At 50.9% G+C, this 15610-nt stretch carries 14 protein-coding genes and 1 tRNA gene; 9 read left to right on the top strand and 6 right to left on the bottom strand.

Features of this window, described 5'->3' with window-relative positions:
* Positions 1-8: 8 nt before the first annotated feature.
* From MUG09_RS05095 to MUG09_RS05105, 3 genes are all read left to right on the top strand, one after another.
* Positions 9-575 carry an ECF-type riboflavin transporter substrate-binding protein gene (locus MUG09_RS05095; RefSeq protein ID WP_244774104.1) on the top strand — a complete coding sequence of 189 codons (567 nt, stop codon included), beginning with the start codon at positions 9-11 and terminating at the stop codon, positions 573-575.
* 39 nt (positions 576-614) lie between these two features.
* Positions 615-3248, top strand: a complete 2634-nt coding sequence (locus tag MUG09_RS05100; protein WP_244774105.1) for an energy-coupling factor transporter ATPase — start codon at positions 615-617, stop codon at positions 3246-3248.
* A gap of 119 nt (positions 3249-3367) precedes the next feature.
* Entirely contained in the window at positions 3368-3730 is a 363-nt protein-coding gene (locus MUG09_RS05105; protein WP_244774106.1) for a TraR/DksA family transcriptional regulator, read from the top strand.
* Positions 3731-3806: 76 nt separating this feature from the next.
* Here the strand turns inward: MUG09_RS05105 and MUG09_RS05110 are convergent, their stop codons facing one another.
* Positions 3807-4454, bottom strand: a complete 648-nt coding sequence (locus MUG09_RS05110; RefSeq protein WP_244774108.1) for an MBL fold metallo-hydrolase — start codon at positions 4452-4454, stop codon at positions 3807-3809.
* Between the two features lie 3 nt (positions 4455-4457).
* On the bottom strand, positions 4458-5033 hold the full coding sequence (locus tag MUG09_RS05115) for a DbpA RNA binding domain-containing protein (protein ID WP_244774110.1): 576 nt from the start codon (positions 5031-5033) through the stop codon (positions 4458-4460).
* Between the two features lie 417 nt (positions 5034-5450).
* Here MUG09_RS05115 and MUG09_RS05120 point away from each other — a divergent pair, with 417 nt between their 5' ends.
* Complete coding sequence (locus MUG09_RS05120; protein WP_244774111.1) at positions 5451-6536, top strand: hypothetical protein; 1086 nt, start codon at positions 5451-5453, stop codon at positions 6534-6536.
* The gene (mltG, locus tag MUG09_RS05125; protein WP_244774112.1) at positions 6529-7935 is read left to right on the top strand and encodes an endolytic transglycosylase MltG; all 1407 of its coding nucleotides are present in this window, start codon (positions 6529-6531) and stop codon (positions 7933-7935) included. The genes MUG09_RS05120 and mltG overlap by 8 nt, the downstream gene beginning before the upstream one ends.
* Here the strand turns inward: mltG and MUG09_RS05130 are convergent.
* The 3 genes from MUG09_RS05130 to MUG09_RS05140 form a co-directional block, all read right to left on the bottom strand.
* Positions 7919-8578: an SdpI family protein gene (locus MUG09_RS05130; RefSeq protein ID WP_244774113.1), complete on the bottom strand. Its 660-nt coding sequence runs from the start codon at positions 8576-8578 to the stop codon at positions 7919-7921. The genes mltG and MUG09_RS05130 overlap by 17 nt on opposite strands.
* On the bottom strand, positions 8553-8846 hold the full coding sequence (locus MUG09_RS05135; RefSeq protein WP_244774114.1) for an autorepressor SdpR family transcription factor: 294 nt from the start codon (positions 8844-8846) through the stop codon (positions 8553-8555). The genes MUG09_RS05130 and MUG09_RS05135 overlap by 26 nt, the downstream gene beginning before the upstream one ends.
* A 296-nt stretch (positions 8847-9142) precedes the next feature.
* A tRNA-Leu gene (locus tag MUG09_RS05140) sits at positions 9143-9227 on the bottom strand.
* Positions 9228-9345: 118 nt separating this feature from the next.
* Here MUG09_RS05140 and MUG09_RS05145 point away from each other — a divergent pair.
* A complete protein-coding gene (locus MUG09_RS05145) occupies positions 9346-11388 on the top strand; it encodes a patatin-like phospholipase family protein (protein ID WP_244774115.1) in 2043 nt (680 codons plus the stop codon).
* Here MUG09_RS05145 and MUG09_RS05150 read toward each other — a convergent pair.
* The gene (locus MUG09_RS05150) at positions 11385-12458 is read right to left on the bottom strand and encodes a tetratricopeptide repeat protein (protein WP_244774116.1); all 1074 of its coding nucleotides are present in this window, start codon (positions 12456-12458) and stop codon (positions 11385-11387) included. The genes MUG09_RS05145 and MUG09_RS05150 overlap by 4 nt on opposite strands.
* Before the next feature lie 86 nt (positions 12459-12544).
* On the opposite strand from MUG09_RS05150, the gene MUG09_RS05155 reads away from it, so the two are divergent.
* The 3 genes from MUG09_RS05155 to MUG09_RS05165 are packed head-to-tail and all read left to right on the top strand — an operon-like array spanning position 12545 to position 15558.
* Positions 12545-13069, top strand: a complete 525-nt coding sequence (locus MUG09_RS05155) for an epoxyqueuosine reductase QueH (protein ID WP_244774118.1) — start codon at positions 12545-12547, stop codon at positions 13067-13069.
* 57 nt (positions 13070-13126) lie between these two features.
* Positions 13127-14662, top strand: a complete 1536-nt coding sequence (cls, locus tag MUG09_RS05160; RefSeq protein WP_244774120.1) for a cardiolipin synthase — start codon at positions 13127-13129, stop codon at positions 14660-14662.
* An 8-nt stretch (positions 14663-14670) separates the two neighbouring features.
* Entirely contained in the window at positions 14671-15558 is an 888-nt protein-coding gene (locus tag MUG09_RS05165; RefSeq protein ID WP_244774123.1) for a ribokinase, read from the top strand.
* Positions 15559-15610: the final 52 nt, after the last annotated feature.

Raw genomic sequence — 15610 nt, forward strand, 5'->3', positions numbered from 1 at the left:
GTTCTCATATGAATACATCCAAAGGCATGCAGGCGGTCAAGGCTGTAGTTGTAATCGCCATCGGTGCTGCACTGTATGGAGTAGGTGGTCTGATCAGCATCCCGGTGTTTGCCAATACGACCATCAAGCCGGCGATGGCGGTTCTGGCGCTTTTTGCCGCTGTCTACGGGCCGGTCATCGGCTTCTTGGTCGGCTTTCTCGGGCACTTGCTCACCGACCTCTTTGCAGGTTGGGGTGTGTGGCTTACCTGGGTGCTCGGAAGCGGCATAGTAGGAGCGGCAATCGGTTTGTTCGGGAGAATGACGGAACACTCCATTGACAAGGGAGAATTGAAGCGATCAGCAATCGGTCTGTTCATCCTGCTCTCCTTTTTGGGGAACTTCATTGGATATATGATCAGCGCCATCCTTGACTATCTCATCTTTGCCGAACCCATGGACAAGGTCATCACCCAGCAGTTGATCATAGCTTTCTCCAATACCATCGTCATCGCAATCCTCGGCACGCTGCTTCTCATGCTCGTTGTAAGACGCACTACGAGTAAGATGAATCTGCAGAAGGACAACGAGGCATAAAAGGAGTACGAGCGGGGCCTTGCGGCTTTGCGTGGATACATGCAAGAAGATCTCATCACGTTTACAGACTTCAGCTTCACCTATAAGGGCCAGACGGAAGCCACGCTCCATCATATTAATCTTCGGATCAGGAAAGGCGAAAAAATTCTCGTCGCCGGTCCTTCAGGGAGCGGGAAGAGCACCCTCGGCTACGCCGTCAACGCCCTCATCCCTCACGCCTACAGCGGGAAGGTCGAGGGTAGGGTTGTTGTATGCGGTTTGGATATCCAGCATTCTGACATCTATGCGGTCAACAAGAAGGTCGGAACGGTGATGCAGGATACCGATGCCCAATTCGTGGCCCTCAGCAGCGCCGAGGACATCGCCTTCTCTCTGGAAAATCAGTGCATGGACCAACAAGACATGCAACGTCTGGTGACAAGCATGGCCCGCATCGTCGATATGGAGGCCTTTCTCTCACACAGCCCCCAGGACCTGTCAGGCGGGCAGAAGCAACGAGTCTCGCTTGCCGGGGTGCTCGTCGATGATGTGGATGTCCTGCTCTTCGATGAGCCGTTGGCCAATCTCGATCCTGAGACGGGGAGGACCGCCATCGCCCTGATCGATGAACTGGCCAAGACGACTGATAAGACGATCATCATCATCGAGCATCGTCTGGAGGATGTCCTATCCTGCCCGGTGGACCGAATCCTGGTGATGCAGGAAGGTTGTCTGGTATCGGATACGTCACCGGCCGAATTGCTCGGCTCGTCTCTTCTGCCTTCACTGGGAATCCGCGATCCCCTCTATCTCGGGGCCTTGAGGCTTGCAGGCTGTGACCTTTCAACGCTTGGCGATGTGAGTGACCTCAAGAGCATGAGTGTTGAGCGTTGTGCTGCACAATTGTCGGCATGGCATACAAAAAGCCGGGTCGAGCATCCACGGGCGGAACGGGCGGTCCAGTTGAGGTTCAATGGCCTGAGCTACTCCTATGATGGCATGACCCCGGTTTTACAAGGTCTGGATGCGACCATCCATGAAGGAGAGATGGTCAGTATATTGGGAAGCAACGGGGCGGGGAAATCGACACTCGCCCAGCTTCTGATGGGGGTGCTCAAGCAGGACAGCGGGGATATTTTCTTTGAAGAGCATCTCATCAACGACTACTCAGCCAGCCAGCGATCTTCGATGATCGGGTTTGTGATGCAGAACCCCAACCATATGATAAGCTGCGACCTTGTCTATGATGAGGTGGCATTCGCATTGCGTCAGAAGGGCTATCCGGAAGCGCAAATCAAGGACCGGGTGATGGATGTGCTGGGACTGTGCGCCCTGCGTCCCTACCATCACTGGCCGATTTCCGCCCTAAGCTACGGCCAGAAAAAGCGGGTGACCATAGCATCGATCCTGGTCACCCAGCCCAAGGTCCTGATTCTTGATGAACCTACCAGCGGTCAGGACTATCAGCGTTATACCACCCTGATGGAGTTTCTCAGCCACCTCAATCGTACCATCGGGCTGACCATCCTGTTCATCACCCACGATATGCATCTGGCTTTGGAGTATACCCATCGATCATTGGTGTTGCATCAGGGGGTGCTTCTTTGCGACAAGCCCACCGGCGAGGTTTTCAGTGATGAGGCTGTACTCAAGCAGGCGAATCTGAAAGTAACCAGCCTTTATACACTCGCAAAGCGGTGCGGCATTGAAGATATTCCGTCATTCATTGAAACGTTCGTTGAAACCGAAGCCAAGACTCGTGTTGCTTCAGCCGATGCTCGCCCGATTCCCTGGGAGGAGCAAGCCCGGTTCACGGCAGAGCTGAAACAAAAACCCAAAAAGAGAGTACTGAAGGGCGGCCGAAAATTCGGCTTCACCCTGACCTATGAAGATACAGCATCGGCATTGCATGCGCTCAACGGGGTGACCAAGCTGGGAGTGTTCCTGCTATGGATCATGTTCAGCCTTACCACCTTCGACTTGCGGTTTCTAGCCTTCGGGACGGCTTTTTCGTTCATATGTTTGCTCGCTTCAAAAATTCCTCTGCTCAAGTTCAAGCCCTATTTCATCGGGATGGGCACGGTCATTGCATTGAACGCCCTGTTCATCTATCTTTTTTCCCCCGACCAAGGGACGCTGTATTTAGGTTCCAGGACGGTTCTTCTCGGATCGGAGGGTGCAACGTATGCCCTGACACGTGAGACGCTGTTTTATCTGGTTGTGGTTTGTCTGAAATACTTCTCGATTTTCCCCATGGCCCTATTGTTTGTCAGTATCACCAACCCTTCTCAATTCGCTTCTTCCTTGAATCGTCTGGGACTCTCCTATAAGATCAGTTACGCAGTAGCCCTTGCGCTTCGCTATCTGCCGGAGGTCTCATCCAGCTACCTGCACATTCTTCATGCCCAGATGGCACGCGGGGTGGATATCTCAAGGAATGTCTCCTTGGGCAAGAGACTCTCATCGGTGAGCAGGCTTCTCGCTCCATTGGTGCTTTCCAGTCTTGACCGAATCGAGGTGATTACCAATGCGATGATCCTCAGGGGGTTCGGCCGAATGGATACGAGGACCTGGTACCTCAGTCAGAAACTGCGCGTGCAGGATTATCTTGTTCTTGGATTTGCGTTTGCCTTGGTTGCAGCCAGCCTTTGGGTACGGTTTTGGATGAATGTCATGTTTTGGTATCCCTTTTAGGACAAAGGTCCACTAGTAATGCAAAAAGTGTGGTAGAGAGCTTGACAGATGGCCGGGTTATCCCCATCTTATATGGAATAAAAATCCAAGGGTCGAAGTTTGACTTTTGCAGGAGGCATATGGTGTCCGACACGTTTGTACTAGAGATGGAAGATCAGCTTATTGCCATGAGAAAGGAATTGCTGGACAAGTTGACTGAGGATAACAGTGACTTTCGGGAGATGGTCAATGCCATGGGCATTAAGGACAGCATCGATGTTGCCGCGGATGATATAGCCTTTAAAAAAATGGAAGCGATCAACAAGCATGAGGCTAATCGCCTGCGTTCGATTGAGAATGCGCTAGCCCGTATTCACAACGGCAAGTACGGTCATTGCCTGAAATGTCTGAAAAAGATTCCTGAAGAGCGGCTGAGGGCAATTCCCTATGCTGTACTCTGCGTTGATTGCAAGAACGCCGAGGAAGTCCCAGGTAGACGCTAAAGATCGCTTTTGAACAAGAAAGAACAGAAGATTATCCCGCTGTCGGGTCTCTTCTGTTCTTTTTTGTTGCTGGATGCTAGAGATACGGATTGTGCTGTTCCCGTGCAATCGTACTTGCAGGCCCATGCCCGGGAAGGATCTGCACTTCTTCGGGGAGAGTCAGCAACCGTTTGCAGCTTTCAATGATGAGCGAATAGGAACCACCTTGCAGGTCAGTGCGGCCGATGCTTCCGGCAAACAGGGTATCGCCGGTAAACATGAACTGACCCTCCTCATGATAAAAGCAGAGTCCTCCAGGGGTATGCCCCGGAGTTGCCAATACGGTAAGGCGGCTGTCTTGCAGAAACTGTCCATCATGCAGAAATGCGGTAGGTTGGGGAAGATGGCTCAGCTCTGTTTCATACTTGTCCCAAAAGCTCTTGTCGAAACAGACTTGTTTGAGGTTGTCGTATCCATCCGGACCCAAATAGAGGGAATCCTCTTTGCTGACCAGAATCTCCAGCTCGGGCCAATGTTTCTTCAAACCGCCAAGAGCTGTGATGTGGTCCCAATGGGTATGGGTCAGAAGGATTGCTACCGGTGTGACATTACGCTTCTCCAGGCTGCGGATGATGACACTCTCGTCACTGCCTGGATCAATAATCCAAGCGCTTGAGGTCTCCTCATTGCCAAAGATGTAGCAGTTGGTCTGGTAAGGTCCCACCACAAGTCGTTCGACAAACATCAACTACTCCTTATTGGAATAGCTTACAGCGGCGGTTCTGCCCTTGATGTCCATTCCATTGAGCTTTGCGATGGCCTTTTCACAGTGTTCCTCACTCATGCTGATAAAAGAGTACTTGTCGTGGATACGGATGCTGAAAATGTCATCGCGGGTGATTTCAAGTTCGGTCTGCAAGAGCTGACTGAGCTCTTTTGCATAGAGGCGTTTCATTTTTCCGATGTTCAGGTACAGGGTGCGTGCGCCTTCGGGCAGCGCCTTCTCTTCCCTGGCTTTTTCCTGGGCCGGGGCCTGTGCCTGCTGCTCGGCCTTGGCCGGCGCCTTGCTCTCCCGCTTCACTCGTGCCGGTTTGGCTGTTTCTCTACCACTTGCCCTTCTGGGATTGTTCGCCTGCAGGATTTCACGCAGGAGATAGGCCATAAAATAGCCGCGCAGAGTAAAGGGTACGTTCTTCTTGATGAGCTTCTTCAGTTTTTCCAATTCATCGGGACTGGGGTCGGCCTTGACTTTTCCTGCCAATAATTGAATGGTGCCGGTCAGCAGGTCTTCTTCGTTCGGGGTGCTCTTGTTTTCATTGTCCATGAGCAAGTCTCCTTGATAGTGTTTTGCCTCGCTTTGGGTGCCAGCGGCGGGCTTTTTTGTTTCCTGGATACGTAGCTGCACCTCTGACTCTTTCCGACCGGCCGCGGCAGGGAAGAGGTAGGAAGGGCGAGCTGTCTCCTTCGTCATCTGCAAGAAACAGGCTGATGGCGAAAGCAAGCGGATACCGCCAGGCGGTCACACTCATTAGGAGGAAGGTGCATGCTGGCACATACACAAGCTTCCCTCCAGCCCTGTCCTCGGGAGGAACACATATGCATGAGGTAAAGGTCCCCATCCCACGGGCAGTTTGTAGTCAGAATACTCAACCTCTTCAAGCTTTGTCAAGGAACGATAGAATAGTGCGAGGCTTGGTTTCTCTCTTTGCGTAGAATGCCTTGGGTGTGGTACTATCCGGATATGGGTAATTTGCAGGCGGACATCCAACAAAAGCAGAAGGAGATTGAACAGCATCAAAGTGATGTCTTTTCCCTCTATGCAGATTTGGGCAGGAGTGTTGCACTTGTGCAGCAGATTTCCCCGCTTCCATACGCTGCAGGCGAGTATCAGCTTTTCTGTACCCAGATGGATGCCTATGAGAGTGCAAAGCATTCGTTTGAACAGATTTCCGGATATATCGCCCAAATCGAGGATCGCTCCAGGAAAATAAAGGAGATCGAGAAGGACATTCGCCTGCTGGCCAGGCCGTTTGCACGGGTGTACGCCCAACTCGGGGCGATAGCGTATGAAGCATATGGTTCGCAGACCCTGGCAGAGCATGTAGCGCAGGCTTGTTTCCCGTTTTTCGAGGAGCATGCCAAGCGAACCCGGAAACTGGAGAATCTGAAGCAGTCTCATGTTGGGTTTCTAGGGCGTCGCCTTATCGGCCTTCAGCTGGATTTGCAGCGGAAAATTCTTCCCGCTTTATTGGCGAAGGCCGGAGCACGACTTGTGGCAATCAGCTGTGAGAAGGACCTTCCTCTTTCGGGCAGGCAGTCCTTGCTCGACGAGCTGGAAGATCTGAAAGAGCGAAGACGGGAGTTGAGTCAGGAACTCGAATTGCACCAGAGCGCCATGGCCAAATTGCAATCGGAGGAGGTCCAGAGCCCCAAGGCCCGCATGGAAGAGCGGGCCAATGTGATGAAGATGGAGCAAAAGGCGGCTGAGAAGGCAGCCTCATCGTATGGCAAAGCCTTGTATGAAACGTTGCCCGAAAGTGTGCACTCCGACCAAATCGGCCAGAAAGCCATTCAGCTCATGGATCAGATTACGCTGCATCATAAGCGGATTAAAAGCCTGCAACGGGAGATCAAGCAACTGGAGAATCTGATTCAGGTGCAGGAATTGGAAGCCCAGATTGAGCTGGAGAATCAGAAAATCGAGCTGCTCCGTTCCCAAATCGATACCTGCAATCGACAAATCAGCCAGATAGCTGCCTCCATTCACGAGAAGCAGAACCGTATCACCATCCTGCTTCCTCCTTCCATGGTACACACAGATGGCTGAGAAACCTAAAGAACCCACGCAGCTGACCTTGGATTTGGAAGAGACCAAGGCAAGTACGTCTGCGAAGTCCAACACCTCTTCGTACAAAGTGGTGTTGAAGGATGATGCTGCACAAACCCCATCGCGTCCTGCCGTGCGCCGTAAGCCTTCGGTGAACACCCGCAGTATGACGGTAAAAATTTCTTCCCGCAATAAAACGGATTCCCCTGCTTGGAAACCCAAGAGCAGTACACAGACAAAGCAGGGCGGCGTATCTGTACGTACAAGAGTACAGACAGTCAGGACGGCGGAACAGCCGAATCCTCATTTGGTCCAAACTCATGCAGTGAAGGGTAAAAGCACTACGGTTGCAAGACCGAAGGTGCAACCGCCTCCGATCGGAAAACGCAAGGGGTATAGAAAATCGAAAGCTGCAATGCTTCTCATTCCACTCTTGGCGGCAACCTTGCTGTTCTGTATCGCAATCCTGTGGTGGGTGATCTCAACCCAAAGAGACGAATACCATGTGGTGATGAGCCCGCTAGTCGAGGACAGGGCGGTAATCGCCTTGAATATCGAGCGCGGCATGACCGCTCGTTCCGTAAGCTTGCTCCTACAGCAGTCAGGGGTGGTTGAGGATGCCCAGGCATTGCTCGCCTACATCGTAGAGAATGATCTGGCTACTATTTTAAAGACAGGTTCGTATCTGATGAACAACACAATGAGTTTCGAGGAAATCGGGAAAATGCTCACCGCAGAGCCTGAAATGGTGCAGCTGACCATCCCCGGCGCCTTTACCCTGGAGACCATCGATGCATATTTAGTCAACCGACTGGGATTTGAGCAAGGAACATTTCTGCAATCTTCTCACGATCTGGCAACCGCTTACGGGCTCAGCTTCACCGAAGGTTGGCTGCTTGGCGGCACCTACTCGGTGAATAGGCAGCGCGCCGCCAATGATTTGGCCTTGTCCATGCACCAAGCCATGCTCGAGGAGGTTCGCAAGCACCTCTCCTCCCCGTTGTTGGAGCAATACTCCATTGAAGAGTTGTTGATTATAGCTTCCATGATTCAGGCCGAGACTCAGGATGTAAGCCAAATGCCGGGTATTTCTTCGGTGATTCACAATCGGTTGAAGAATAATGAACCGCTTGGAATCGATGCCACCACCCGCTATGAGTTGAACGACTGGGTCAATCCCATTCCAACCCATGCCCTGGAAACAAAGACTCCGTACAACACCCGTCGTAGAGTCGGCCTACCCCCGACAGGAATCTGCAGCCCCACTTCCGATGCAGTGCAGGCAGCGTTCCATCCTGCCGATACTCCGTATTTCTACTATCTGCACGATACAGACAAGCAGATACATTTTGCACGTACCTATGAGGAGCACAAGGAAAATATCAAACTGTATCGCTAGTCTGTTCGGTCCTGTACAGGATGAACGAATAGATTGCCGGAACTATGACCAGGATTGGTATGCCGATTATGAAAAGGGGAGCAGCATCCAGGTTGAGCAGCAGTCCGAGGATGAAGGCGATGCTTACAACCGTCCAGAGCCAACCGGCAAAGCGGTGGGTTTTCCTCCAGTTGTACTCGCTGGCCAGTGTCCAGGGAATCTTGATGCCTATGGTGTAATTCTGTTTGCATTTCGGCAGATAGTTGCCGATGATCAGTAGGAGTATGGAGACGGCCATCGGTACGACTCGTTGTACTTCAATCGGTTTTCCTAAGGCGATCAAAAGGGTGAGGGGAGTCAAAAAAAGATTGAGTGATGCAATGAGCCAACGGGAGATATGGTAGATTCTCTCTTTGGGATCCCTCTTTGGGTCGGCTTTCAAGGCGACCTGCAGCACTACGTTCAACAGCGTGAGCAACAATGGGAGACCAAATGCAGCAAAGGCCTTGGAGGCAAAGTTGTCCGGCTCTCCGGCAGCATTGAAGTGAATCGCCACTCGGTCGGGCAGCTCTGCATATACCAAAGCCGAGAATACGAGTGGCAGCAGGCAGACCAAGGTGGTAACGACGAGTGTTCGGTCAAGAAGAGAGCGTGGTTGTTTCATCAGATCCTCCAGTAAACTGCGCACACCAGAGCATGATTTCCTCGAATACCGAGGCGTTCAGTTCATAATAAATGAAATTCTTGAATTTGCTTTCCGTTATCAAGGAAGCTTTTTTTAAAAGGGAGAGGTGGTAGGATACCGTGGCGGCTGAAAGATTGGGGAAATTTCCTACAATTTCTCCTGCACTGAGCCTGCCCTTTTTCAGCAGGGAAAGCATCTCACGCCTCTGAGGGTCGGAAATGGCTTTCATGGTTTCTGAGAACCCCATGGTTACTCCTATTTCGAAATAATTCTAAATAGATAGTAGTCACGGCTCACATGTTCGTCAAGTGGAGACGATTCAGCAGGTACATTTTATACGGTTTTGGACAAGGAAAATCCTCCTTGGCTGAGGTTCATCTGTGTTAAATTTCCATTCATTACTAAATGAGGACTTTTCCTTGTCGGGAAAGTTCAGAGCCTGCATACCCTTTATATGACCTGAGGGTTGCTATAAAAAAAGTACACACTCTCTTGAAAGCAGTTGTGTACTTCTTTTATTTCTTTGCAGAATAAACATTTAACTACCGGCGATCGGAATCGAACCGATACGGATTACTCATCCATCAGATTTTGAGTCTGACGTGTCTACCAATTTCACCACGCCGGCATCAGCGAAATTCATGCTATCAAATCCGGTTGGAAAAAGCAACACAGTTTTAAAAATTTAGCGGTAGATTGTCTTTTCACTCCAATTGTTTTAGAGTAAAGCGTACACGGAGGGAATTGTGAAGAGTCTTAAGAAATTCCTCGCCATGCTTTTATTGCTTTGTATGGCGGTTTCCACATTGGCAGGTATGGATGCAGATGACATTCTCAGTGCCGACCTTCCTGTAGCCTATGGGGACGCACAGTTTCGCCAAAGAGTCCTTGAACGAACCAACGGAGAACGGTCTCCGGTCGGATTGGTGCTCAGTGGAGGATCCGCCCGTGCCTTCGCCCACATCGGCGTATTGAAATACCTGGAGGAACAGGATATCGTTGTCGATTTCATCATCAGCAACTCAATGGGAAGCATTGTGGGGCTGATGTATGCGGCCGGTCTTTCCCCCGATCAGATTCTGGAGAGCATCACCGGTGTTTCCATCCAGAGTCTCTTTGACACCACTATACCGTTGCAAGGCGGTTTCTTGGACTCAGCCCGATTCCTTGCCAAGATTGCATCCATATTAGGATCCGACCTGAAGCTGGAAAACCTCCCTATTCCAATTATTGTCATCAACGAGGATTTGGTGACCAAACGTCAGATTCATATCAGCGAGGGTGATTTCTATACAGTACTAAGAGGCAGCTTCGCCCTTCCTGTCTATTTCCCGCCGGTGGAGTTCCGCGGTCATTTGCTGCTTGACGGCGGCGTCACCAATATTGTACCCGTGGACCTGGCCTACGAGTATGCCGATTCGGTTATTGTTTCTACAACCTTCTATGATGTGGATACGCTGAATCTCAAGAATCCTTTGACGATTTTGAATGTATCCTTGGATATCGGAAAACGAAGAAGGGGGGTGGAGGAGCTCAAGCGCTCCCTCGACGATGTAATCTGGATTCGCAACGATGTTGAAGACGTCTCCTTCATGGAGTTCTCCAAGGTGGATTATCTCGCCCAAAAAGGGTATGAGTCAGCAAAAGCGCAGGAGCAGGCTCTTTTGGGTGTCTATAAGAGTGGAATCAGCTCCGAGCTTTCGCTGTTGAGGTTGCAGCTGCAACAATCCATCAAGAGCGGCAAGGACCAATACGATTTATTCAATCATGTACCGGTCAACGTTTCCTCTCATTTGCTTGGAACAGGCCTGGACAGTGACTACTCCAATTTTGACACCTCCGCCCTCAAGGATGACACAACCCTTGGTTTGAAGTATGTGTGGAAGTCTGGCAATCTCTCACTTTCAACCAATGCAGGGTTTGCCTTTAATGGTGTTACCAATGACCACTTTGCAGCAGTTCCTGCTGTAAGAACCCAGGTCGATTATCATCTGCTGAAACATTTGAAGGCGACCGGCTATGCCTCCCTGCTTTTCGATGTTGCCAAGAAAGCCCCGATTCTTTCATTCGGCGCGGTGCTCGAGGGCAGGCTGTTTGCTCTTCGAAACACATTGAGGCTTGGTTTGATGCAATCCTTTGAGCAGATGAGCAATTTCCAGAACAGCTCCTATACGGATTATTGGAACGGCACTACGTACCTCTATACCATTCGTTTGGAAGGGGTGCTGGCCGGTCAAAAGAGGCAGGGTTGGAGTTTTTCCGATACATCGATGGCTTTTAACTACCAGATCCTGGGTGATTACTCGGCCAACCGTTCGTTTCTTACTGCCAGAGTCGAGTCGGAGCTTGAACAGAATTCATGGGACCTGTTCACATCGGTGGAAAGTTTCGCGCGCTTTGCCTTGGATGGCAACGGGGATGTGCCTTTCTTTACCAGTGATGGGTTCAGGACCACCAATGCCCTGATCAAGGCTCAAGGCCACGATTTGAGTCTTTCAACCAATCCCGCAAATCATCTGGTTGGCATCAACCTTGCCATCGGATACAGGCCCTCGTCGTTCAGGCCGACCATGGCCGAGCTTTTCATATTCCAGAACTCCTCGGTGGCGGTCTACACCGATCTGCTTTGGCATCAGAAGAGCTTCAAGCCGTCTCTCTCCCTGGGATTGGAAGTGCAGACCGACATCTCACTGATTGGTATCCGCACCCTTCCGGTGACCGTTTATGGTGGTTGGGATCAGAGTGTGAATACCTTCGTGTGGGGTTTCTTCTTCAATGTAATTTTTTAGTTCTTCTCGAGATTGTGCTTTCTGATGTACTCAAGGTCCTCTTCAGTCAAGTCTGTATTCGGCAGCCTTTCTTCAGATTTCTCAACCGCTTGCTTGACCCGGGGTTTCTTAGGCCGGGCGGCAAACCCTTGAAGCGTTTCTGCGTCCTGGGAGGCGAAGGATTCCTGTAGTGGTCTGGGCACTCTTCCTGATGCCACATTCACCGGATCGGCATCGATCTCCTTGGCTGTTCTGAGTCTGGTTTCGGGCGTTTCAAGCCTGCTCAACAGCTGCTGGATTAGCTCCTGCTTCATGCCCGAAGTGTTGGAGAAGCGCGCCTTAAGTGCACGCTTGAGCATATCGATCGCCGCCTGCACTTCTCCATAATGGATGTGAACCTGTGCATAGTGGACATAGGGTTCGGGAAACCGGGGATTCTTCTCTATCAGGGATGAGAAGAGGGCTTCGGCCAGGTCCCATTCTCCTTGTACGATGTGCAGCCATCCACGATTGTCCTTGATGCCGGGGCTGGTGTTCTCCATCTCCCCCGACTCATCGATCAACGCCTCTGCCTTCTGCAGGTCCCCGTTCTCCAGGGCGTAGGTGGTGTAATTGATGAAGAGATTCTTATCGCGGTATCCGCTTTCGTAGACCTCCTCCACCGTCCGGATTGCTTTTTGCAAGTCACCATCCATCCAATAGGCCATGCTGACCATGGTTTTGGCGATGTTGTCCAAGTTGGAATCCTTGCCCTTTGATGTTGCCAGATACTGCTCCAGAATGGCCTTGCCCTCTAAAGCATCACCTCGCTGGAGGAACATGCTTGCAGAGGTGATGACAAAGGATTTTTGCAACCCCGCCTTGATGGCTTTTCGGTAGAGCGGCCATGCCTGGTCCCACTCCTGTTCATTCTCACTGGTGATCTTGCGGTTGGCCTTGACGTAATAGAAAATGCTTCGCTTCAGATAGAGCATTCCTGCGATAAAAAGACCAAGCAAGAGAATTTTGCTGTATGTCGGGATCTTAAGGGTGAACACTATGACTGTGACCAACAGTGACATCCAAAGTCCCCAATTCATGTTTCGTTTCATGCGTATCGGCCTCCCCTGTACGGTTGTACTCTACAAGGATTGGAAGGTGGTTGCAAGAGAGGCTTTGTTTGCCGTATCGTATCAGCATGGAAGCACGTGATATTCTCGTACATGCCTGTTGCGGTCCCTGCAGTACCGCCAGCATCGAGCGTTTGCTCGATGAGGGGTGGAATCCTGTCTTGTACTTCTCGAACAGCAACATTTTCCCTGAGGAAGAAGCCGAGAGGCGGTATGAGGCCCTGCTGGAGGTTGCCAAAGTGTATCAGCTTGAGGTAATCGCCGAGCTGTATGACCACGAGAGCTGGCTCTCTTTTATCAAGGGCTCTGAGGGGGAGCGGGAAGGCGGCGCACGATGTGAGAAGTGCTTTACTTACAACCTCGGCCAGGCGGCAGGCAAAGCCCGGGAGCTCGGCTTTACCCATTTTACCACCACCCTTACCGTAAGCCGTTTCAAAAACAGCAAACTTATTTTTTTCGTCGGGCAGCAGTTTGAAGGATTTGAGTGCATTGATTTCAAAAAGAAAGGTGGTTTTGACAGGAGTGTTCAGCGAACCCGGGAGCTGGGAATCTATAGACAGCACTACTGCGGGTGTGAGTTCAGCATGCAGTAATGTACTTTGCCTCCTCTCCCTTCTGATGGTATACTCATCTGCCAGGAGGAGGTGGATATGTTGCGAAAACTACTGAAGTTTTTCACAGGAAGACTGTTCATCTCTTTTGTTTTCATCTCTCTTCAGATTGGTATTCTGGTCAACATCTTCTCCTTTGCACAGAACAGTGCATTGTGGATTCAATTTCTATCAGCGCTTTCCATCTTCATGACCTTGGTCGTCATCACCCGCGACCTGAATCCTGCGTATAAAATCGGATGGATGCTTATTTTTATGGCGATTCCCGTCTATGGCGGCCTTTTCTATCTGCTGTTCGGCAACCGTAAGCTCAATTCCCGGTTGCGTGCACGCCTTGAACAGCTCAACATTTTCTATCAGAAAGGTGTGGAGGGTGGAACATACAGCGAGCTTTTACCAATGAAAGCCTTGTCCAGCTACTCTCCAACCCTCGCCCGGCAAGCCCAGTATATCGCTAACATCACCGGCTTTCCTGTGTGGGGGAATACCGAGGTCGAGTATTTCAGCTCCGGAGAGGCTTGGGTCGTTGATGTTCTTTCCGAGATGAGGAAGGCGAAGTCTTTCATTTTCATGGAGTTTTTTATTATCAGCGAAGGGGAGGTGTGGGACTCTTTCCTTGCTGTGCTGCTACAGAAGCAGAAAATGGGTGTGAGAGTGTGTCTCATGTATGACGACGTCGGCTCGATTTTGGACATACCTTCCCATTTTGACCGCAGACTCAGGTCCCTTGGATTGGAAGTGGTCGCTTTCAATCCGCTGCGAGCACATCTGAACAGCAAGCTCAACAGCCGCGACCATCGCAAGGTGTTGGTCATCGACGGGAACATCGGATACACAGGCGGTATGAACATCGCCGATGAATATGCCAATCGGAAGCTGAAGTTCGGCCATTGGAAGGATACTGCGGTAAAACTGCGAGGCGATGCAGTTTGGAGTCTTTCCCAGATGTTCCTCCAGCTTTGGGCTTTCTCGACTGGAAAATTCGAGGACTTCGCCAAGCACCGGCCTACCTTGGCCTCCAAGACCGACGGCTTTGTGCAGCCGTTTGCAGACAATCCGTTGGACAACGTGAATGTGGCTGAAAACGCCTATATCCAGATCATCAACATGGCGAAGCGGTATGTGTGGATCACTACTCCCTATCTGGTTTTGGATAACGAGATGCTGACAGCTCTCAAAATCGCCGCCCAAAGCGGGGTCGATGTGAGGATCATCACACCCCATATGCCGGACAAGTGGTATGTCTTTGCAGTCACGCGCGAGAACTACCGTCCGCTTCTTGAAGCGGGAGTGAAGATTTATGAGTATACACCGGGCTTTATCCATGCCAAAATGTTTGTCAGTGATGACAGGGTGGCCATTATCGGAACCATCAATATGGATTATCGGTCGTTCTACCTGCATTTTGAGAACGGGGTTGCCTTCTATGGGTCCTCGGTGATTCGCAAGGTGTACGAGGATATCAAGCATACCCTGGCGATCAGCGAACAGATATCGCTTGCTTATATGAAAAACCGGCCTTGGTATATCCGTTTGGTCGGTCTGATTCTCAAAATTGCCGCACCGCTGATGTAGGAGGAGTGATGAGGTTTCTAAACTACGGGTCAGTAAACATCGACCTGATTTTTACCGTCGATCATATTGTGAAGGGTGGGGAGACGCTGCAAAGCACTTCCCTTAATAAAAGTGCCGGTGGAAAGGGAGCCAACCAAAGTGCAGCCTTGGCTAAGGCGGGTGCTCCCGTCTTCCATGCAGGCAAGGTCGGACAAGACGGAGGTTTCCTGCTGCAGCTGCTCTCTTCCTACGGTGTTGATGTATCCTGCATCCGTACCTATGAGGGTTCGACCGGTCAGGCTTTGATCCAGTTGGATGCAAACAAACAGAATGCGATCATTCTATACAGCGGCGGCAATGGTCAGATCACCACGGCTGAAATCGACCAGACCCTCCAACACTTCGGCTCAGATGATGTGTTGGTGCTTCAGAACGAGATTGTTCATACCGATTACCTGATCAAGGCGGCCGCGCAACGGGGGATGAAGGTCTGTATGAATGTGGCTCCCTTCGACCCGTCGGTCCTTACACTTCCGCTGGAGCTCGTCGATTTGTTGGTTGTCAATGAAATCGAGGGTGCAGGTCTCGCAGGCATGCAGGAAACCCCGGATTTCAAAGCCATCCTTGAGAGGTTGGTAACACGCTTTCCTAATTCACAGATACTTCTCACGATTGGAAAACAAGGGTGCTGGTATGCCTTCAAGGATTTGAGGATTCATCATGACATCTACGATACCGAGGTCGTCGATACAACCGCTGCCGGAGATACTTTCATCGGCTATTATCTTGCATCGATAGCCCGAGGCCATTCGATTCGTCAGGCCCTCCAATATGCAAGCAAGGCGGCCGGCCTTGCTGTTTCCCGACCTGGTGCCATGGCATCGATACCCCTTGCCGACGAGGTGTTTTACTACTAGCACGCAAAGAGTCCATTACAGCATACATAAAAAGAGAAGCCAGTGATGTTTC

Origin of the sequence: Sphaerochaeta associata, from assembly GCF_022869165.1 — a bacterium.
GTDB classification, from domain to species: Bacteria; Spirochaetota; Spirochaetia; order Sphaerochaetales; family Sphaerochaetaceae; genus Sphaerochaeta; species Sphaerochaeta associata.